This is a genomic window from Rhodanobacter sp. C06 (genome assembly GCF_002001105.1).
Classification (GTDB): Bacteria; Pseudomonadota; Gammaproteobacteria; order Xanthomonadales; family Rhodanobacteraceae; genus Rhodanobacter_A.
Genome location: NZ_MUNP01000077.1, coordinates 52,127 through 71,487, shown reverse-complemented (window position 1 = coordinate 71,487; position 19,361 = coordinate 52,127). Strand labels below are relative to the sequence as shown.

The following is a 19,361-nucleotide window of genomic DNA, read 5'->3' as shown; positions in this document are numbered from 1 at the left end:
TGGAGGAATCATGTTCGGTTATTACCTGAATCTTGCACTGCACAGCCTCAAGCGCACGCCGATCCTCACCGGCCTGATGGTGCTGGCGATCGGGCTGGGCATCGGCGCATCGATGACCATGCTCACCGTGCTGCATGTGATGACCGACGATCCGATGCCGGGGCGCAGCGCGCAGCTGTACACGCCGCATCTCGATCCGTTGCCGTTGGACCACAAGCGGCGCGGCGACAGCCCCGACCCCACCGACGACATGACGTGGCCCGATGCGATGGCGCTGCTCAAGGCACATCGCGCCGTGCGGCAGGCGGCGATGTCGGGCGGTTCGCTGCTGTTGCGCCCGGCGCGCGCGGACCTGCGGCCGTTCTACGTGGCAGGTCGCTATGCGACGGCGGATTTCTTCGCGCTGTTCGGCGTGCCGTTCGAGCGCGGCAGCGGCTGGAGCGCGGCGGACGACGCGGCCAGCGCGCACGTGGTGGTGCTGTCCGAGATACTGGCGCGCAAGCTGTTCGGCACGGGCACTGCGGTCGGCCAGACGGTGCACCTGGGCGAGCATGATTTCCGGGTGATCGGCGTCACTGCCGATTGGGCGCCGAAACCCTTGTTCTATGCCGATCAAACGGGCACCCAATACAGCGATGCCGATCTGTTCTTTCTACCGCTTTCGGTGGCGGTGGACGAGAAGTTTCAAGTCAATGGCAACCAGTCCGGCTGGGTCAAGGGCGACGATAATTCGCTGACCAGCGCGAACATGAGCTGGCTGCAGTTCTGGGTGCAACTGGACACGCCGGCGCAAGTGGCGGCGTACCGGCAATACCTGATCGACTACTCCGCGCAGCAGAAGGCGCTGGGCCGTTTCCAGCGTCCGCCCACCAACGCGAAGCTGTACAACCTGATGGGCTGGCTGGCGCACGAAAACCTGGTGCCCAACGACGTGGACCTGCAGCTGTGGCTGGCGCTGGGTTTCCTGTTCGTGTGCATGGTCAACATCGTGGCGCTGCTGCTGGCGAAGTTTTTGCGTCGCGGCGGCGAGATCAGCGTGCGTCGCGCGCTGGGTGCCAGACGACGCGACATCTTCGTGCAGCTTGGCATCGAGTCGGCGCTGATCGGCGTGGCTGGCGGGGTGCTGGGCGTGGCCATCGCGCAACTCGGCCTGTGGAGCATCCGCCAGCGCCCGGACGACTACGCCAAGCTGGCGCAGATGGACGTGTCGATGCTGCTCGGGACATTGGCGCTCGCGGTGCTCGCCAGCGTGCTGGCCGGCTTGCTGCCGGCATGGCGTGCTTGCCACGTGCCGCCCGCGCTGCAACTCAAAGGGGGTTGACCCATGCAGATCCGACCGATCCTTTCCACCCTGCGCCACCACAAGCTCACCGCCATCCTGCTGACCCTGCAGGTGGCCTTCACCTGCGCCATCGTCTGCAACGTGGTGTTCATGGTGGCCCAGCGCGTGCAACGCATCAGCGTGCCCACCGGCATCGCCGAGAACGAGCTGTCGGCGATCCACAGCCGTGGCATCGAAAAAGGCGAGAACGTGCAGGCGCGGCATGTGGCCGACCTGGCCGCCTTGCGCGCGATTCCCGGGGTGCGTTCCGCCGTGGCGGTCAGTTATTCGCTGCCGCTGAACCAGAGCGAATCGTCCAGTGGCATGTGCCCCAGCAAGCAGGCGCTGGATCGGGCGATACAGCGCAATTCGATCGATGGCAGCGGTTGCGTGCAACCTGCCTTGTACGACGGTACGCCGGGTTTGATCGCCACGTTGGGCCTGCATCTTGCTGCGGGGCGTGATTTCCTGCCAGACGAGTACGTGAGCAAGGGCAAGCCCGCGGTCGCGATCATTACGCGCGCATTGGCGCAGAAACTGTATCCGGGGCGCTCGGCGCTGGGGCAGAGCATGTACGACGGCGACAACTTCTTTCGTGTCGTCGGCATCGTGGACACGCTATTGCGGCCGGCCCTGAGCAAGCCGGGCGTCGACGGCGACAGCATGATCTGGCCGCAGCGTCCCGACGGCTCCAGCGTCACCTACGTGCTGCGCAGCGCGCCGCAGGATCGCCAGCGCGTGCTCAAGGCCGCCGAGGCCGCGCTGCTTCAGGCCAGCTCCAACCGCATCATCGACCCCAAGCAGATGCAGACCTACACGCAGATTCGCAATGCCTACTTCCAGCGCGATACCACCATGATCGGCCTGCTGATCGCCTCCGTGCTGGGCCTGCTGTTCGTCACCGCGCTGGGCATCGCCGGGCTGGCGAATTTCTGGGTGCAGCAGCGTACGCGCAGCATCGGCATCCGCCGCGCGATTGGAGCGACGCGCGGCGACATCCTGCGCTACTTCCAGACCGAGAACTTGCTGATCGTCACGGTGGGCATCGTGCTGGGCGTGCTGCTGGCCGTGCTGATGAATCTCCTGCTGATGACGCACTACGAACTGCCGCGCCTGCCGCTGTGGTACCTGCCAATCGGCGCAGCGGTGCTGTGGGCGTTGGGCCAGCTCTCGGTGCTGTCGCCCGCGCTGCGCGCCGCGCAGGTGCCGCCGGTGGTGGCGACGCGTTCGGTGTGAGCTTTTCCCTCCCCCGCTTGCGGGGGAGGGTGCCCAAAGGGCGGGAGAGGGCATGGGTCGGCAGCAACGCCAAAGCGCCCTCTCCCCAACCCCTCTCCCGCAAGCGGGAGAGGGGAGTTCAATCAAGGAGGCATCGAATGTTCGGCTACTACCTCGACCTGGCCCTGCGCAGCCTCAAGCGCACACCGATCCTCACCGGCCTGATGGTGCTCGCCATCGGACTGGGCATCGGTGCGTCGATGACCATGCTCACGGTGCTGCACGTGATGACCGACGATCCGCTGCCGGGGCGCAGCTCGCATCTGTATGTGCCGCATCTCAATCCGTTGCCGCTCAAAGGCAACTTTTTCGCCAATGGTTATGACCCCTCCGATCACCTCACCTGGCCGGATGCGATGGCCTTGCTCAATGCACAGAGTGCCCGGCGGCAGTCAGCGATGGCGGCAGGTCACTTGCTGGTGCGTCCATCGGCTGTGGGCATGCGATCGTTCTACGTGGATGGTCGCTACACCACGGCGGATTTCTTCACCATGTTCGGCGTGCCATTCGAGCGCGGCAGCAGTTGGAGCGCGGCCGACGATGCGGCCGGCGCGCATGTGGTGGTGCTGGCCGATTCGCTTGCGCGCAAGCTGTTCGGCGGCACTGACGCCGTTGGCAAGATGGTCAGGATGGGCGAAAACGATCTTCGCGTGATCGGCGTAACCACCAACTGGCAACCGTCGCCGCTGTTCTATGCCGACAGCCGGACCAAGCGGTACAGCGACCGTGACCTGTTCTTCCTGCCGCTTTCCACGGCAGTGGATTTGAATTTGGGCACCGACGGCAACGTGGACAGTTGGGGCAAGATGCCCAATGGCGACATGCGCAGCGCGACTACCACGTGGTTGCAGTTCTGGGTGCAACTCGACACGCCCACGCAGGTGGCTGCGTACAGGCAGTTCCTGATCGACTACTCCGCGCAGCAGAAATCGCTGGGCCGATTCCAGCGCCCGGCAACCAACGCCAGGTTGTACAGCCTGATGGGCTGGCTGGTGCACGAAAACCTCGTGCCCGGCGACGTGCGCCTGCAAATGTGGCTGGCGCTGGGTTTCCTGCTCGTGTGCATGGTGAACGTCATGGCCTTGCTGCTGGCGAAGTTCCTTCGCCGTAGCGGCGAGATCAGCGTGCGCCGCGCCTTGGGTGCGCGGCGGCGCGACATCTTCGTACAGTTCGGCATCGAGTCGGCGGTCATTGGCGTGGCCGGCGGCGTGCTTGGTGTGCTGATCGCGGAACTCGGGCTGTGGAGTGTGCGGCACCGACCTGACGACTACGCCCACATCGCGCGCATGGACGCGTCGATGCTGCTGACGACGTTGGCGCTGGCGGTTTTCGCCAGCATGATCGCCGGCTTGCTTCCCGCGTGGCGGGCCTGCCGCGTGGCGCCCGCGTTGCAACTCAAGACGCTTTGAGGGAGATCGCCATGCAACTTCGACCGATTCTTTCCACCCTGCGCCACCACAGACTCACTGCCATGCTGCTGACGCTGCAAGTGGCCCTCACCTGCGCGATCGTCTGCAATGTGGCTTTCATGATCGCCAGCCGCATCGCGGATGTTTCGATGCCGACTGGCATTGCCGAAAGCGAGCTGTCCACGATCCAGAGCACCGGGACTGATCTCCACCAGAATGCGCAGGCGCTGCACGATACCGACCTTGCGGCATTGCGTGCGATTCCCGGCGTGGAATCCGTCGTGGCGGTGAGTAGTGCGTTGCCGCTGAACCGCAACGATTCGTTTGGCCCCGCGTGCCCGAGCCGTCAGGTGTTCGAGCAGGCGATGCGTACCTCGTCGTTGTTCAAGGGTGGCGATTGCCCACTGTCCAGTTTTTACGATGGCACGCCCGGTCTGCTCAACACGCTGGGGCTGCAACTGGTGGCAGGGCGCGATTTCCTTCCGGGGGAATACACGGCGGAAAACAATCCACATGTCGCGATCATCAGTCGCGCGCTGGCCGACAAGCTCTATCCGGGGCAGGACGCGCTCGGCAAGGTGATGATCTTGGGTGGCAATGCCTTGCAGGTGTCAGGTGTTGTCGCCACGTTGGCGCGTCCAGAGTTGCACGGCATGGGGGATGGCTACGCCAGCGTGATCATGCCGCAGTTGCCGGACAGCACCAGCGAGATCTACGTGCTGCGCAGTGCGCCGAGTGATCGCGAGCACATTTTGAAAGCTGCGGAGGCGGTGCTGTTCAAGGTCGATCCCACCCGCGTCATCGACCCGGATCAGGTGCAGACGTACTCGCAGATTCGCGATGCTTATTTCCAGCGCGACACCACCATGATCGGCCTGCTGATCGCCTCGGCGCTGGGCCTGCTGTTCGTCACCGCGCTGGGCATCGCGGGGCTGGCGAATTTCTGGGTGCAGCAGCGCACGCGCAGCATCGGCATTCGTCGTGCCATCGGCGCCACCCGTGGCGACATCCTGCGCTATTTCCAGACCGAGAACTTGCTGATCGTCACGGTGGGCATCGTGCTGGGCGTGCTGCTGGCCGTGCTGATGAATCTCCTGCTGATGACGCACTACGAACTGCCGCGCCTGCCGCTGTGGTATCTGCCAATCGGCGCAGCGGTGCTGTGGGCGCTGGGGCAACTCTCGGTGCTGTCGCCGGCGCTGCGCGCCGCGCAGGTGCCGCCGGTGGTGGCGACACGGAGCGTGTGATCTTCCCCTCCCCCGCCGGGGGAGGGTGCCCAACGGGCGGGAGAGGGTACGGTCGGAGCGCGGCATTGCGCACTGGCCGAACCCTCTCCCCCAGCCTCTCTCCCAGCGGGAGAGGGGAGATATGCAAGACCTCCTCGAAGGAAGGGGAGTTCAACAAGGAGAAGTGGAGTGTTCGGTTATTACCTTGATCTGGCGCTGCGCAGCCTGAAGCGCACGCCCATACTCGCCGGTCTGATGATGCTGGCGATCGCGCTGGGCATCGGCGCATCGGTCACCATGCTGGCGGTGTTGCACAACCTGTCGGGCAACCCGCTGCCGGGGCGCAGCGACATGCTGTTCCATCCGCAGGTGGATCCGCGGCCGGCGGATCTGCCGGGTGCGACGGAGGAGCCGCCGGACGATCTCACCTATGTCGATGCGGTGAACCTGTACCAGCTCGGCATTGCGCCGCGCCGCGCGGTGATGAGTAGCAACTGGCTGCCGGTGCGCAAGGATGCGCCGGACAGCCCGCTGGCGATGTTCACCGATCGCGCCACCACCGCCGATTTCTTCGCGATGTTCGGCGTGCCCTTCCTCTACGGTTCGGCCTGGTCGGCGCAGGACGATGCGAACCACGCGCAGGTGGTGGTGCTGTCGCGGGCGATGAACCAGAAGCTGTTCGGCGGCGAGAACAGCGTGGGCAAGACCCTGGTGATCGCCACCAAGACCTTCCGCGTGGCGGGCGTGATCGACGACTGGAACCCGCAGCCGCGCTTCTACGACATCAACGACGGTCCCTTCGCGAAGGCTGAGCAGATGTACCTGCCGTTCTTTACCTGGCTCGATCTGCCGCAGGACTACGGCTACGGTCCCATGCGCTGCTGGGGCAACGACCCGGGCGCGGGGCTGCATGACCCCAAGGCCAAGCAATGCACCTGGGCGCAGTTCTGGGTGCAACTGGATACGCCCGCGCAGGTGGCCGAGTACCGCGCGGTGCTCACCCAGTACAGCGCGCAGCAGCATCAGCTGGGCCGCTACCAGCGCGAACCCAACGTGCGCCTGCGTGGCCTGCTCGATTGGCTGGACGTCAAGCACGTGATCCCGGTGACCGTGCGCATGCAGACCTGGATCGCCTTCGGTGTGCTCTTGATCTGCATGGTCAACACCGTGGGCCTGATGGTGGCGAAGTTCCTGCGCAAGTCGGGCGAGATCGGCGTGCGTCGCGCGCTGGGCGCCTCGCGCCGCGCGGTGTTCCTGCAATGCCTGGTGGAGGCCGGCGTGGTGGGCGTGGCCGGCGGCCTGCTCGGCCTGCCGCTGGCGTGGCTGGGCCTGTGGATGGTGCGCCAGCAGCCGGTGAGCTTTGCCGCGTCCGCGCATTTCGATCCTTCCATGCTGGGCATCGCGCTGGCGCTGGCCGTGTTGTCGGCACTCGCCGCCGGCGTGTGGCCCGCCTTGCGCGCCTCGCGCGTGGCTCCCGCCCTGCAGGTGAAATCGCTATGAGAATCTTCTTCCAGATTCGCCCCATCTTCGCCGCGCTGCGCAGCCACAAGACCGCGGTGCTGTTGCTGGTGCTGGAGATCGCGCTGACCATGGCGGTGCTCGGCAACCTGGTGTTCATCGTGTACGGCACCATGCAGCGCTCGCATACGCCGACAGGTGTGGCGGAGAGCCAGATCGGCCTGATCCAGAGCATCGGTGTGATCGGCGAAGACAATCCCGGCACCGTCGCGGGCAATCTCGCCACGATGCGCGCCGCGCCCGGCGTGGCGGATGCCGCTTACGGCTTTCTGCCCCTGTGGCACGCGGATCGCGGCCCACTCTTTCTCGATGCCTCGCGGCAGCACCCCGCCGTGCATGCCTACGAGTTCGTGGGCAGCCAGGGCTTGAACCGTACGCTGGGGCTGCACGTCGTGCGTGGGCGCGACTTCACGGATACCGAGCTTCCCGATGTCATGGACGTCCTCATGGGCAAGATTGCCGCGCCTGTTCAGGCGCTGCTGACGGAGTCGCTCGCCCAACGCCTGTATCCGGACGGGAACGCGCTGGGCAGCATCCTTTACGACGGAACCAAAAGCCTGCGGGTGATCGGCATCGTGGATCACCTGCGCGGCGAGATCACCGGCAGTGCGAGCGACGATGATTCGCTGGTGTACGAATTCCGCGTCGGTACACAGAACATGGGCGGCGGCTACCTCGTGCGCAGCCAGCCAGGTCGCCTGCCGGAAGCGCTGCGTGCCGCCGCGGCAGCCCTGCAGAAAGCCAATCCGGGCCATGTGGAGAGCAAGGTGCTCACCATGGCCGAGCTGCGCGAAAACTATTTCGAGAGCGACCTCGCCGCCGGCCGCATGCTGGTGGCGATCATGCTGATCCTGCTGATCGTCACCGCGCTGGGCGTGAGCGGCCTGGCCAGCTTCTGGGTGCAGCAGCGGAGAAGGCAGATCGGCATGCGCCGCGCGCTCGGCGCCACGCGCCGGGACATCCTGCACTACTTCCAGATGGAAAACCTGCTCATCGTCAGCGGCGGCGTGCTGCTGGGTGCGCTGTTCGCCTATGCGCTGAACCTGTTCCTGATGCACCGCTTCGAGCTGGCGCATTTGCCGTCGCACTACCTTGCGGTCGGTGCGCTGGCACTGTGGCTGCTCGGCCAGCTTGCCGTGCTCGGTCCCGCGCTCCGCGCGGCGGCGGTGCCGCCGGTGGTGGCGACGCGGAGCGTGTAATGCGCGGAAATTTTCATGTACGTAGGCCAGTGGTCATGGCAACCTTTTCAACCGGAGCCGCATCCATGCGGACATGTGCAGGAAATCCATGCGTACCGTACTGATCGTCGACGACAACCCCGCCGTGGGCGAGGCGCTGTCGCTGCTGCTGTCGCTGCACGATATCCGCCCGCTGGTGGCCCTGAACCAGGCCGAGGGGCTGGCCACGCTGGAGCGCGAGCGGGTGGACGTGGTGATCCAGGACATGAACTTCACCGCCGACACCACCTCGGGCGAGGAGGGCGTGGAGCTGTTCCGCGCGATCCGCGAGAGCCACCCCGACTTGCCGGTGATCCTGCTGACCGCGTGGACCCACCTGGAGACGGCGGTGGAGCTGGTGAAGGCCGGCGCCGCGGATTATCTCGCCAAGCCCTGGGACGACCACAAGCTGCTGGCCACGGTGGAGAACCTCTTGGAACTCTCCGAATCCACTCGCGAGGTGAGCCGCGCGCGGCGCGAGCGCCGCCGCCGCCGCGAAGTGCTGCAGAGCACCTACGACCTGGACAGCCTGGTGTTCGCCTCCGAGGCGATGGCGCGCACGCTGGAGCTGGCCTGCCAAGTGGCGCGCGCCGAGGTGCCGATCCTGATCACCGGGCCGAATGGTGCGGGCAAGGAGCGCATCGCGGCGATCGTGCATGCGAACTCGCTGGTGAAGAAGGGCCCGTTCGTGGCGGTGAACTGCGGCGCGCTGCCGGGCGAGCTGATCGAGGCCGAGCTGTTCGGCGCCGACGCTGGCGCCTATACCGGCGCGAACAAGGCGCGCGAGGGCCGCTTCGAGCTGGCCGACGGCGGCACGCTGTTCCTCGACGAGATCGGCAACCTGCCGCTGCCGGGCCAGATGAAGCTGCTGCGCGTGCTGGAAACCGGCCAGTTCGAGCGGCTGGGCTCGGGCAAGACGCGCCAAGCCAAGGTGCGCGTGCTGTCGGCGACGAACGCCGACCTCAAGGCGATGATCCGCGCCGGCACCTTCCGCGAGGACCTGTACTACCGCCTCAACGTGATCGAGGTGAACCTGCCGCCGCTGGCCGAGCGCATCGACGACATCCTGCCGCTGGCCGAGCATTTCCTGGCCGACCGCGCCATGCTGGGCGACGCCGCGCGCGAGGCGCTGCTGGCCTATCCGTGGCCGGGCAACGTGCGCGAGCTGAAGAACGCGATCGAGCGCGCGGCGCTGCTGGCTGGCGGCAAGCCGATCACGCCGGAGCTGCTCAACCTGCCGCAAGTCGCACCGGCCGCCGTGCGCAACCTCGACGAACCCAGCCGCGAGGCGGTGGAGGGCGCGCTGCACCAGGCCGAGGGCGTGGTGAGCCGCGCCGCGCAGGTGCTGGGCTTGTCGCGACAGGCGCTGTACCGGCGCATGGAGCGTTACGGGCTGACGGCGTCGGCGTGACGTATGTCCCTTGCCGTCATCATGGCGGCATGGAAAGCTGCCGCAGCGTTCATGCTTCCGGATCCGGGGATTGCCATGCGTACCAGAAACCTCGTTGTCCTGCCGCTGTGCCTGCTGGCCTTCGCGGTCACGGCACAGACGGCGCCCGACCAGTGGGCGCGCGTCGCGCCTTCCGCCAGTGTCGCCGCTCCGCGCGACTACGCCGTGCACGCCGACAAGGCCAAGCCCTCGCCGTTCAAGTTCAAGGAATCGCGCAAGACCTGGGAGAAGGAGCCGCCGGCGCCGCGCGCGAACGACCAGAACGCGGTGATGGGCACCGGGCGCGCCTGGCAGAACGGCCAGCCGCCGGTGAGCTGCGCGCAGACGCCGCACGATCCGGCATGCCGTTGAGCCTCGCCACGCCCAAGCAGGGTTGCCGCTGATGTGGCGCCGCCTGAATTCGTTGCAGTTCCGGCTGACCCTGCTGCTCGCGGTGGCCGCGGTGGCTGGCGCGCTGGTCTACGTGGGCCTGACCCAGTGGCCGCTGCCGCAACTGTTCGACTGGCTGCACAAGGATTTGTCGGTGTCGCTGCGCACGCCGGCGCAACTGGGCATGTACGGTGGCCTCGTGGTCAGTGCGCTGGTGCTGCTGCCGCTGGCCTGGTGGCTGGCATATCTGGTGATGTCGCCGCTGAGCCGGCTGCTGCGCGCGCTGGAAGGCGCGGTGGCGAGCTACCGCGACGGCGATTTCAGCTTCTCCATCGCGGCACGCCGCAGCGACGAACTGGGCGAACTGATCCGCATGCACAACGCGCTGGGCCAGACCCTGCGCGAGCAGCGCCAGCACCTGGTGCAGCGCGAGCTGCTGCTGGAGACGGTGGTGCAGAACACGCCGGTGGCGCTGGTGCTCACCGACGGCAACGGCCGCGTGGTCTATTCCAACATCGCCTCGCGCCACCTGTTCAACGAGGGCAAGAGCCTCAACGGGCTGGATTTCACCGAGTTGCTGACCGAGGCGCCGGAGGCCTTGTCGCGCGCAGTGCAGGGCGGCGAGGACGCGCTGCTCAGCGTGGAGATGGACGGCAGCGAGGAAACCTTCCACCTGTCACAGCGCGCGTTCCGCCTGCAGGGGCGGCCGCACCGACTGCACCTGTTCCGGCGCATGACGCGCGAGCTGTCGCGGCAGGAAGTGGCGACCTGGAAGCGGGTGATCCGGGTGATCAGCCACGAGCTCAACAACTCGCTGGCGCCGATCTCCTCGCTGGCGCACTCCGGTGCCGAACTGGCACGCCGCGGCAACCTGGAGCGCCTGCCCGGCGTGTTCGCCACCATCGGCGAGCGCGCCAAGCACCTGCACGGCTTCATCGCCGGCTACGCCAGTTTCGCCAAGCTGCCGGCGCCGCAGCCGCAGACGGTGGAGTGGGAGCCGTTCCTCGCCTCGCTGGCGTTGCACTGCCATTACCGGCTTGCCGCGCCGGCACCTGCGCATCCCGGCCGCTTCGATCCGGTGCAGATCGAGCAGGTGCTGATCAACCTGATCAAGAACGCGCACGAATCCGGCGGCGCGGAGGATGAGGTCAGCCTGACCATCCTCGATGCCGGCAGCGAGCTGCGCATCGAGGTGGCCGATCGCGGCCCGGGCATGAGCGAAACCGTGCTGGCGCAGGCGTTGCTGCCGTTCTATTCCACCAAGCGCTCCGGTACCGGCCTCGGCCTTGCGTTGGCGCGCGAGATCGCCGAGGCGCATGGCGGACGGGTGCTGCTGGCCAACCGCGAAGGCGGGGGCCTGCGCGTGAGCCTGCGCCTGCCGCAGATCGGTTCGCGCTAGATGCGATTGCGGGGACGGCCGCAGGAGCGGCTGCAGGAGCGACTTCAGCCGCGATCTCCCGCCACGCCGGTCGCGGCTGAAGCCGCTCCTACGACAACCGATGTGCTCGCCTATACTGCAGCTCTCACTGGGGAATGGAGCAGGTCATGGGACAGTTTCTTGCGCTGGTCATCGTGGTGCTGGTGGTGGTCACCCTGCTCAAGATGGTGCGCATCGTGCCGCAAGGCTACGAATGGACGGTGGAGACCTTCGGCAAGTACACCCGCACGCTCACGCCGGGCCTGCATCTGCTGATCCCGGTCTACCAGGGCGTCGGCCGCAAGATGAACATGATGGAACAGGTGCTGGACGTGCCCTCGCAGGACGTCATCACCAAGGACAACGCCGTGGTGCGCGTGGACGGCGTGGTGTTCTATCAGGTGCTGGACGCGGCCAAGGCGGCCTACGAGGTGGCGCAGCTGGAGCAGGCCACGCTGGCGCTGATCATGACCAACATCCGTACCGTGCTCGGCTCGCTGGACCTGGACGAATCCCTGAGCCAGCGCGACGCGATCAACGCCAAGCTGCTGCGCGTGGTGGACGAGGCCACGCACCCCTGGGGCGTCAAGGTCAACCGCATCGAGATCAAGGACATCGCCCCGCCGCGCGACCTGGTGGACGCGATGGCGCGCCAGATGAAGGCCGAGCGCGAGAAGCGCGCGAACATCCTCGACGCCGAGGGCTTCCGCCAGGCGGCGATCCTCAAGGCCGAGGGCGAGAAGCAGTCGGTGATCCTCGCCGCCGAGGGCGAGAAGGAAGCCGCGTTCCGCGCCGCCGAGGCGCGCGAGCGTTCCGCTGCCGCCGAAGCCAAGGCCACCACCCTGGTGTCCGATGCGATTTCCAGCGGCAACGTCAACGCGTTGAACTACTTCGTCGCCAACAACTACGTGGATGCGCTGAAGGCGATGGCCGCCTCGCCGAACCAGAAGATGCTGCTGCTGCCGATCGAGGCCACCGGCGTGATCGGCGCGATGGCCGGCATCGCGGAGCTGGCCAAGGAGTCGCTGGGGCAGCAGCAGGCGGCCGCCAAGGCGGTGCCGCCACCGCGCTGACGGAAAGCCCCTCTCCCCCGGCCCCTCTCCCGCAAGCGGGCGAGGGGGCTGCGGGAGTTTCTCCCCTCTCCCGCTTGCGGGAGAGGGGCCGGGGGAGAGGGGGGCTTTTCACGGAGGAATCAGGCATGAGCAACCTGGATCACGCCAAATCCATGCGCTCGGCGCAGACCCTTGCCGAGGAGCGGCTTTGGTATTTTCTGCGTGCCCACCGCTTCCTCGGCCTCAAGTTCAAGCGCCAGAAACCGGTCGGCCCCTATATCGTCGACTTCATTTGCATGGAACGCGGCCTCGTGATCGAACTCGACGGCAGCCAACATGGCGATCAAGTCGCCTATGATCTTGAGCGTGATGCGTGGCTGGCGGGGCAGGGATTGACCGTACTGCGCTTCTGGAACCACGACGTGATGGATCGAACGGAAAACGTGCTGGAGCGCATCGGGCAATTCGTCGAAGCCGTGCCCTCTCCCCCAGCCCCTCTCCCGCAGGCGGGAGAGGGGAGCCAATAGCCAGGATTTCCCATGCTCGGACAGATCGCAACGCACTACCTGTGGTGGATCCTCGCCCTGCTGCTGATCGCGGGTGAGGTGATGGTGCCCGGCTATTTCCTGCTGTGGATCGGCATCGCCGCGGCCGCGATGGGCGTGCTGCTGTGGCTGATTCCCGGCCTGGGCCTGCTGGCGCAGGCGGTGTTGTTCGCGCTGCTGGCGCTGGCTGCCTGCTTCGCCTACGCGCGCTGGCTGCGGCCGCGGATCGAGCGGCGCGTGCCCGGCGGCGAACGGCTGAACCGCCGCGGCGAGCAGATGATCGGCCAGCGCTACGAGCTGATCGAGCCCATCGTCAACGGCCGTGGCAAGGTGCGCGTGGGCGATGGCCAGTGGCTGGTCAGCGGGCCGGACCTGCCGCTGGGCAGCACGGTGGAGGTGGTGGCGGTGGACGGCACCACGCTCAAGGTGCGCGCCGCTGCATGAATACACCAGCCGCGGGTTCCCGGCCAATCGCCACCGCGGCGTTGGAGCCTGCTCATGTTCTCCAGGCGCGCCGCGCCGGAGGCTGTTTGCCCGCAGGGCGAGGAAGAACGAGGAAGTGGACGTCCGTCCACGACCAAGTGATGACGTGGTCATGCGGGCAAACAGCCCCGGCCCTGCGGGTTGTCATCGAGTGGCCGCCATGCGGCAGCGCGCGGCTTGGCCTGACGGCCAGTCAGGCGCTGCGCCACGCACCACCACCTGACGACCGCTCGATGGCAACGCGGGGTATCTGGAGATCATGAGCAGGCTCCCAAACACGCGCATCGCCTTCCTGCTGGAACTGGCGCGGCGGTTGCACCAGTACGGCACCTCGGCGCCGCGACTGGAGATGGCGATCGACCTTTCGGCGCGGCGACTGGGCCTGCAGGCCGACGTGTGGTCCAGCCCCACCGCGATCATCATCTCGTTCTCCGACCTGGGGCAGGGCGACGAGGGCGTGGCGCAGACCACCCAGGTGATGCGTCTCGCCCCCGGCGACGTGAACCTGGCGCGACTGTGCGAGGCGGATGAGATCGCCGACCGGGTGATCGCGGGCGAGCTGGACCTGCGCGAAGGCTTCCGCCTGCTGCGCGCGCTGGGCGCGCCGGACACGCGCAAGGCCAGGATCACGACCGTTGCCAGCTACGGTCTGTCCGCCGCCAGCATCGCCGCGCTGTTCTTGCACAGCTCCTGGGTGGACCTGGTGGTGGCCGGGGTGATCGGCTCGCTGATCGGCGGCATCACCATCCTTTCCGCCACGCGGCCGCGATTGGCGGTAGCCAGCGACGCGATCAGCGCGATCGTGGCCACCGCGGTGGCGATCCTGGTCAGTGCCTTCGTGGTGCCGCTGGCGATCAAGTCGGTGGTGCTGGCGGCGCTGATCATCCTGGTGCCGGGCATGTCGCTCACCACCGCGGTGCGCGAGGTGTCCAGCGGGCACCTGGTGTCCGGCATGGCGCGCCTGGGCGGCGCCACGGCAACCCTGCTCAAGCTCACTTTCGGCACCGTGGCGGCCACCGAGGTCTGCGCCGCGTTCGGCATCCACGCGCGCGATTTCGCCCTGCCACCGCTACCGGGCTGGACCGACTGGCCGGCGCTGCTGGTGGCGGCGGTGGCGTTCGCCATGCTGTTCCGCGCGGCACGGCGCGACTGGCCGGCGGTGGTCGTGGCGGTGATCGCCGGCTACCTCGCCACGCGCTGGGGCGGCGAATTCTCCGGGCACCTGCCCAGCGCGCCGTTCGGCGTGTTCGTCGGTGGCCTGCTGGTCAGCGCGCTGGCCAACCTCTATGCGCGGCTGCGGCAGCGGCCGGGTGCGGTAATCCGCGAGCCGGGCATCCTGCTGCTGGTGCCGGGCAGCGTGGGTTTCCGCAGCGTGTCCTTCCTGCTCGAACGCGATACCACCCTGGGCATGGACACCGCCTTGCTGCTGCTCACCCTGCTGGTATCACTGGTGGCCGGCCTGCTGTTCGGCGAACTGCTGGTGTCACCCCGAAGATCTTTATGAAACAAAAACCGACCGAAACCGGCCAGCGTCCCGCTGCGAATGCCGCCACGATCGCGAACCCGCTCGGCCCGTTTGCCCCCCTCTCCCGCTTGCGGACGCGAAGAAGGGCCATGGATGGCCCTGTTCTGAGGAGCGAGGAAGAGGGTTGGGGAGAGGGCGCGCGCACGCGAATACCCGCTTGTGAATCCCCACAAAAAAACGCCGACCCGCAGGGCCGGCGTTTTCATGATGGGGTGTCTCGTGAAAAGTGCGGCCAAGAACGGCCGCCCATTTGATCCTCGCGATCATGGATGATCGCAAGGTACCGCACCCAATCAGATCAGCAGATCCTTTTCCTTCTTGCCGGCCTTCAGCGCCTCGTTGAACCAGCGCGGGCGCTTGCCGCGGCCGGACCAGGTCTGTTCCGCATTTGCCGGGTTGCGGTATTTCGGGGGCACGGTACCGCCACTGCGGCGCTTGCCGCGGGCGCCGCCGAAGATGTCGTCGAAGCTGTAACCCTCGGCCTTGATCAAGGCGTGGACCTTTTCGCGCAGCTTGACCACCTTTTCCTTGCGCAATTCATGCTGGCGCGATTGCGCCTTGGTGATCAGGTCATTGAGCTGATTGTGGTTGAGATTCTTGATATCGACGGCCATCGGAGACTCCCGGAACGATGAAATGGTGGTGGCTCGGATCAATGCAGGACAAATGGCATTGCCGGCGCGGTGGTCATTCTTGCGCAAATAAACCGTCTTTGCAAAGCGAGCGGTTTCACAAAAAAACCATGGTAGCGTGGCGGTATTGCGCGTGGCCATTAACCGGGATAATGGCCCGGAGAAACGCCCCGGCCGTGAAAACAAACGGCCGCGCATGGCGGCCGTTTGTCGTGGCATTGGCGACCGGTTTTAATCGAGCAGGCCGAGCAGTTCATCACGGGTCACGGCGCGGCTTTCCGCCTCGTGGCGGGCGCGGTATTCCAGCGTGCCGGCGGCGAGGCCGCGTTCGCTGACCACCACGCGGTGCGGGATGCCGATCAGTTCCATGTCGGCGAACATCGCGCCGGGGCGCAGGCCACGATTGTCCAGCACGGTCTCGATGCCGCGTGCGGCGAGCTCCTGGTAGAGCGATTCGGCGGCGGCGGCGATCTCCGGATTGCCCTTCGGATTGATCACGCAGACCGCCACGCGCCACGGCGCCATCGCCTCCGGCCAGACGATGCCGGCCTCGTCGTGGCGCTGCTCGATCGCGGCCGCCACGATGCGGCTGATGCCGATGCCGTAGCAGCCCATCAGCATCACCTGCGCCTTGCCCTGGTCGTCCAGCACGGTGGCGCCCAGTGCCTCGGCGTACTTGGGGCCGAGCTGGAACACGTGGCCTACTTCGATGCCGCGGGCGAGGTGTAGCGTGCCCTTGCCGTCGGGCGAGGGGTCGCCCTCGACCACCTGGCGGATGTCCTCGACGCGGGTGACGCGCGCATCGCGTTCCCAGTTGGCGCCGGTGTAGTGGGTGCCGTCCTGGTTGCCGCCACAGACGAAGTCGGCCAGCACGGCGGCGCTGCGGTCCACGATCACCGGGATGGCGTCTGGCAGGCCGGCCGGGCCGATGAAACCGGGGTGCGTGCCGGTGGCGGCGAGGATTTCCGCCTCGCTGGCGAGCGCGAATTCATCAGGCAATTCCGCCAGCTTGCCGGCCTTCACCTCGTTGAGTTCGTGGTCGCCGCGCAGGCACAGCGCCACCAGGCCGTCGCGGCCTTTCACCAGCAGGGTCTTCACGCATCGCGCGGGCACGACCTTGAGGAAGGCACTCACCTCGTCGATGGTTTTCTGGACGGGCGTATCCACTCGCTGCAGTTCGGCGGCAGGAGCGGGGCGGCTCGTCGCCGGCGCCAATGCCTCAGCCTTTTCCACATTCGCGGCGTAATCGGATCCATCGGAAAACACGATGGCATCCTCGCCCGAATCGGCCAGCACCTGGAATTCGTGGCTGGCATTGCCGCCGATCGCGCCGGTGTCGGCCTGCACCGCGCGGAATTTCAGGCCAAGGCGGGTGAAAATGCGCGCGTAGGCGTCGTACATCGCCTGGTAGGTTTCCGCCAGCGAATCCTGGCCGAGATGGAAGGAATAGGCGTCCTTCATCAGGAATTCGCGCGCGCGCATCACGCCGAAGCGCGGGCGGATCTCGTCGCGGAACTTGGTCTGGATCTGGTAGAAATTCACGGGCAGCTGCTTGTGGCTGTTGAGCTCGTTGCGCGCGTAATCGGTGATCACTTCCTCGGCAGTGGGCGCATAGCAGAATTCCTGCTCCTTGCGGTCCTTGATCTTCAACAGCTGGGGGCCGAATTTTTGCCAGCGGCCGGTTTCCTCCCACAGTTCCCGCGGCTGGATCGTGGGCATCAGCATTTCGACGGCGCCGGCGCGATTCATTTCCTCGCGCACCACGTTTTCCACCTTGCGCAGCACGCGCAGGCCCAGAGGCGACCAGGTATAGAGGCCGGAAGCGAGCTTGCGGATCATGCCGGCGCGCAGCATCAGCTGGTGGCTGGCGATCTCGGCGTCGGCGGGCACTTCCTTGACGGTGGCCAGATGGAATTGGCTGAGGCGCATGCAGGGCGATTCCGGACTGAAAGAAGCCGGATTATAGCCGCGCGGAACCGTCTCGACGGTTCCGCAGAGGCATGGCTTGCTCTGGCTCTGGTCGTCAAGCTAACGACTGAAGCTGTTCTTGCGCGAAACGAGCTACAGCCTCGAAACGCCCTGTTATTTTCCCGCGCAATACTGTTCGTATTGCGCTTGGGCGCTTTCGACCTGCTGCTTGCGCTGGGTGTCGTCCAGCAACGCGGGCTTGCCGTTCTCTTGCATCACCACCGGGCCGCTGCCCTGCAGGGTGGCGAGGTTGGATTTCAGCGTGGCGCACAGCTTGGCGCGGTTGTCCGGGGTGTCGGCCACCGGGCCTGCCGGGGCCGGTGCGCTGGCGGGCGCCGGCGCGGTTTCGGCGGCCGGTTGCGCGGCCGGGCTGGCAGGGGACTCCACGCCGCCGGCCAGCTTCACCTGCTGGAAACGGGTGCCCTCGGGCGGCGCCGATTGCGAGTAGTGCACCGTGCCCTTGGCGTCCGTCCACTTGTAGATTTGTTGGGCGACGGCCAGCGGGGCGACCAGCAGCAGCGCCACGACGATCAGCGAGCGGGACATGGAATTCTCCAGGGCAACGCGGAAATGGCCGGGGCTCCCCACCCCGGTGCATCGCATTAGTTAACCGCCCGCGTCGTCCGGACACAAGCGGGTGATGGTTTACACTGGGTCTATCCCGTCACGGATTGATCCATGAGCGACTTCCTGCCCGTGCGCCCGCCCCGGCATCGCGGCATCTACCTGCTGCCGAACCTGTTCACCACCGGGGCGATGGCGGCCGGTTTCTACGCGATCGTCGCCAGCATCGGCGGCCGTTATGGTGACGCGGCGGTGGCGGTGTTCATCGCAGCGCTGCTGGACGGCATGGATGGCCGCGTGGCGCGGCTTACCGGCACCCAGAGCGAATTCGGCGTGCAGTACGACTCGTTGTCCGACCTGGTCAGCTTCGGCCTGGCGCCGGCACTGGTGATGTACACGTGGTCGCTGTCCACGTTGCGCGACTTCGGCCCGCTGTGGGGCAAGCTGGGCTGGGCTGCGGCCTTCATCTACGCCGCCTGCGCCGCGCTGCGGCTGGCGCGCTTCAACACCCAGGTGGGCGTGGCGGACAAGCGCTATTTCCAGGGCCTGGCCAGTCCGGCCGCGGCGGCGGTGTGCATGTCCTTCGTGTGGAGCATGGACAAGTCGGATGTCACCGGTGCCGAGCTGTGCTTCATCACGCCGTGGATCGCGGCGATCACCGGCCTGCTGATGGTCAGCCGCTTCCGCTATTTCAGCTTCAAGTCGCTGCCGCTGGGCGACCGCCAGCTCGTGCCTTTCGTGTGGATCGTGGCGGCACTGCTGATCCTCGTGCTGCTCTACCTCGATCCGCCGCGCGTGTTGCTGGCCGGTTTCACGGTCTACCTGCTGTCCGGCCCGGTGCTGACCCTGTGGGGGCTGGCTGCGCACCGCCGTCGTGGACGGCGCGGGGGTGTGGCGTGAACGCGCAGGCTGTCGCGCCCGCCGGTGCCTCGCACCGTGCCCGCGTGCTGCGTGCGCTGGGCCTGACGCCATGGTTGCGTCGGCAGGTGGGGGCGGACGGCGTGATGCCGTCGCTGGACGACGAGCCGTCGCCGGCCAGCGCCAATGCCGATTGCGTGGTGCTGTTGCCGGCGACGTGCGGCACGCGCGAGCTGGATCTGCTGGGCCGTGCCCTGAACTCCGCCGGCGCCGCCCTGGCGCGCGCCGGACGCGTGCGGGTGCAGCCCGGTGAAGCGGAGATCGCCGTGCCGCAGGCGCGCGCCTACCTGGCCTGCGGCGAGGCGCAGGCGCATGCGCTGGGTCGCAGCCTGCCGATGCAGGCGACCGCGCAGGCGCAGATCGTGCTGGTGGACGAGCCAGGCCTCCTGCTGGGCGACGCGGCCGCCAAGCGGCGGTTGTGGATCGCCCTGCGCACCCTGCGCCGCAGCCTGGCCACGACGGGGCACTGAGC

At 67.0% G+C, this 19,361-nt stretch carries 18 protein-coding genes; 15 read left to right on the top strand and 3 right to left on the bottom strand.

Annotated elements, in window-relative coordinates:
• The first annotated feature begins 10 nt into the window (after positions 1-10).
• The 13 genes from B0E52_RS17050 (at position 11) to B0E52_RS16990 (ending at position 14,786) form a co-directional block, all read left to right on the top strand.
• The gene (locus B0E52_RS17050; RefSeq protein WP_077485809.1) at positions 11-1,321 is read left to right on the top strand and encodes an ABC transporter permease; all 1,311 of its coding nucleotides are present in this window, start codon (positions 11-13) and stop codon (positions 1,319-1,321) included.
• A 3-nt stretch (positions 1,322-1,324) separates the two neighbouring features.
• Entirely contained in the window at positions 1,325-2,557 is a 1,233-nt protein-coding gene (locus B0E52_RS17045; protein ID WP_077485807.1) for an FtsX-like permease family protein, read from the top strand.
• Positions 2,558-2,694: 137 nt separating this feature from the next.
• Complete coding sequence (locus tag B0E52_RS17040) at positions 2,695-4,005, top strand: ABC transporter permease (RefSeq protein ID WP_077485805.1); 1,311 nt, start codon at positions 2,695-2,697, stop codon at positions 4,003-4,005.
• An 11-nt stretch (positions 4,006-4,016) separates the two neighbouring features.
• Positions 4,017-5,252, top strand: a complete 1,236-nt coding sequence (locus tag B0E52_RS17035; protein ID WP_077485803.1) for an FtsX-like permease family protein — start codon at positions 4,017-4,019, stop codon at positions 5,250-5,252.
• A 168-nt stretch (positions 5,253-5,420) separates the two neighbouring features.
• The gene (locus tag B0E52_RS17030) at positions 5,421-6,731 is read left to right on the top strand and encodes an ABC transporter permease (protein WP_077485801.1); all 1,311 of its coding nucleotides are present in this window, start codon (positions 5,421-5,423) and stop codon (positions 6,729-6,731) included.
• Complete coding sequence (locus B0E52_RS17025; RefSeq protein ID WP_077485799.1) at positions 6,728-7,948, top strand: FtsX-like permease family protein; 1,221 nt, start codon at positions 6,728-6,730, stop codon at positions 7,946-7,948. Before B0E52_RS17030 ends, B0E52_RS17025 begins: the two co-directional genes overlap by 4 nt.
• 88 nt (positions 7,949-8,036) lie before the next feature.
• Positions 8,037-9,377 carry a sigma-54 dependent transcriptional regulator gene (locus B0E52_RS17020; protein ID WP_077485797.1) on the top strand — a complete coding sequence of 447 codons (1,341 nt, stop codon included), beginning with the start codon at positions 8,037-8,039 and terminating at the stop codon, positions 9,375-9,377.
• 75 nt (positions 9,378-9,452) lie between these two features.
• Positions 9,453-9,767, top strand: coding sequence for a hypothetical protein (locus B0E52_RS17015; protein ID WP_077485795.1), 315 nt, complete (start codon positions 9,453-9,455; stop codon positions 9,765-9,767).
• A gap of 31 nt (positions 9,768-9,798) precedes the next feature.
• Positions 9,799-11,184, top strand: a complete 1,386-nt coding sequence (locus B0E52_RS17010) for an ATP-binding protein (protein WP_077485856.1) — start codon at positions 9,799-9,801, stop codon at positions 11,182-11,184.
• A gap of 146 nt (positions 11,185-11,330) precedes the next feature.
• A complete protein-coding gene (locus B0E52_RS17005) occupies positions 11,331-12,275 on the top strand; it encodes an SPFH domain-containing protein (RefSeq protein WP_077485854.1) in 945 nt (314 codons plus the stop codon).
• Between the two features lie 125 nt (positions 12,276-12,400).
• The gene (locus B0E52_RS17000) at positions 12,401-12,781 is read left to right on the top strand and encodes an endonuclease domain-containing protein (protein ID WP_077485793.1); all 381 of its coding nucleotides are present in this window, start codon (positions 12,401-12,403) and stop codon (positions 12,779-12,781) included.
• 12 nt (positions 12,782-12,793) lie between these two features.
• Positions 12,794-13,243 carry an NfeD family protein gene (locus B0E52_RS16995; RefSeq protein ID WP_077485791.1) on the top strand — a complete coding sequence of 150 codons (450 nt, stop codon included), beginning with the start codon at positions 12,794-12,796 and terminating at the stop codon, positions 13,241-13,243.
• Between the two features lie 298 nt (positions 13,244-13,541).
• Positions 13,542-14,786: a threonine/serine exporter family protein gene (locus B0E52_RS16990; protein ID WP_077485789.1), complete on the top strand. Its 1,245-nt coding sequence runs from the start codon at positions 13,542-13,544 to the stop codon at positions 14,784-14,786.
• Positions 14,787-15,100: 314 nt separating this feature from the next.
• Here the strand turns inward: B0E52_RS16990 and B0E52_RS16985 are convergent, their stop codons facing one another.
• The 3 genes from B0E52_RS16985 to B0E52_RS16975 all read right to left on the bottom strand — a co-directional run bounded on the left by B0E52_RS16985 (position 15,101) and on the right by B0E52_RS16975 (position 17,953).
• Positions 15,101-15,421: an H-NS histone family protein gene (locus B0E52_RS16985; protein WP_077485787.1), complete on the bottom strand. Its 321-nt coding sequence runs from the start codon at positions 15,419-15,421 to the stop codon at positions 15,101-15,103.
• A gap of 249 nt (positions 15,422-15,670) precedes the next feature.
• Positions 15,671-17,368 carry a proline--tRNA ligase gene (locus B0E52_RS16980; protein WP_077485785.1) on the bottom strand — a complete coding sequence of 566 codons (1,698 nt, stop codon included), beginning with the start codon at positions 17,366-17,368 and terminating at the stop codon, positions 15,671-15,673.
• Between the two features lie 153 nt (positions 17,369-17,521).
• Entirely contained in the window at positions 17,522-17,953 is a 432-nt protein-coding gene (locus tag B0E52_RS16975) for a DUF4124 domain-containing protein (protein ID WP_077485783.1), read from the bottom strand.
• A gap of 132 nt (positions 17,954-18,085) precedes the next feature.
• On the opposite strand from B0E52_RS16975, the gene B0E52_RS16970 reads away from it, so the two are divergent.
• Positions 18,086-18,871, top strand: a complete 786-nt coding sequence (locus B0E52_RS16970) for a phosphatidylcholine/phosphatidylserine synthase (protein WP_077485781.1) — start codon at positions 18,086-18,088, stop codon at positions 18,869-18,871.
• Positions 18,868-19,359, top strand: a complete 492-nt coding sequence (locus tag B0E52_RS16965; RefSeq protein ID WP_077485779.1) for a hypothetical protein — start codon at positions 18,868-18,870, stop codon at positions 19,357-19,359. The genes B0E52_RS16970 and B0E52_RS16965 overlap by 4 nt, the downstream gene beginning before the upstream one ends.
• Positions 19,360-19,361: the final 2 nt, after the last annotated feature.

Excerpts from the sequence above, each read along its gene's own strand:
- B0E52_RS17050 (WP_077485809.1), top strand. The coding sequence starts at position 11 with ATGTTCGGTTATTACCTGAATCTTGCACTGCACAGCCTCAAGCGCACG.
- B0E52_RS17045 (WP_077485807.1), top strand. The coding sequence starts at position 1,325 with ATGCAGATCCGACCGATCCTTTCCACCCTGCGCCACCACAAGCTCACC.
- B0E52_RS17040 (WP_077485805.1), top strand. The coding sequence starts at position 2,695 with ATGTTCGGCTACTACCTCGACCTGGCCCTGCGCAGCCTCAAGCGCACA.
- B0E52_RS17035 (WP_077485803.1), top strand. The coding sequence starts at position 4,017 with ATGCAACTTCGACCGATTCTTTCCACCCTGCGCCACCACAGACTCACT.
- B0E52_RS17025 (WP_077485799.1), top strand. The coding sequence starts at position 6,728 with ATGAGAATCTTCTTCCAGATTCGCCCCATCTTCGCCGCGCTGCGCAGC.
- B0E52_RS17020 (WP_077485797.1), top strand. The coding sequence starts at position 8,037 with ATGCGTACCGTACTGATCGTCGACGACAACCCCGCCGTGGGCGAGGCG.
- B0E52_RS17015 (WP_077485795.1), top strand. The coding sequence starts at position 9,453 with ATGCGTACCAGAAACCTCGTTGTCCTGCCGCTGTGCCTGCTGGCCTTC.
- B0E52_RS17010 (WP_077485856.1), top strand. The coding sequence starts at position 9,799 with ATGTGGCGCCGCCTGAATTCGTTGCAGTTCCGGCTGACCCTGCTGCTC.
- B0E52_RS17005 (WP_077485854.1), top strand. The coding sequence starts at position 11,331 with ATGGGACAGTTTCTTGCGCTGGTCATCGTGGTGCTGGTGGTGGTCACC.
- B0E52_RS17000 (WP_077485793.1), top strand. The coding sequence starts at position 12,401 with ATGAGCAACCTGGATCACGCCAAATCCATGCGCTCGGCGCAGACCCTT.
- B0E52_RS16995 (WP_077485791.1), top strand. The coding sequence starts at position 12,794 with ATGCTCGGACAGATCGCAACGCACTACCTGTGGTGGATCCTCGCCCTG.
- B0E52_RS16990 (WP_077485789.1), top strand. The coding sequence starts at position 13,542 with ATGAGCAGGCTCCCAAACACGCGCATCGCCTTCCTGCTGGAACTGGCG.
- B0E52_RS16985 (WP_077485787.1), bottom strand. The coding sequence starts at position 15,421 with ATGGCCGTCGATATCAAGAATCTCAACCACAATCAGCTCAATGACCTG.
- B0E52_RS16980 (WP_077485785.1), bottom strand. The coding sequence starts at position 17,368 with ATGCGCCTCAGCCAATTCCATCTGGCCACCGTCAAGGAAGTGCCCGCC.
- B0E52_RS16975 (WP_077485783.1), bottom strand. The coding sequence starts at position 17,953 with ATGTCCCGCTCGCTGATCGTCGTGGCGCTGCTGCTGGTCGCCCCGCTG.
- B0E52_RS16970 (WP_077485781.1), top strand. The coding sequence starts at position 18,086 with ATGAGCGACTTCCTGCCCGTGCGCCCGCCCCGGCATCGCGGCATCTAC.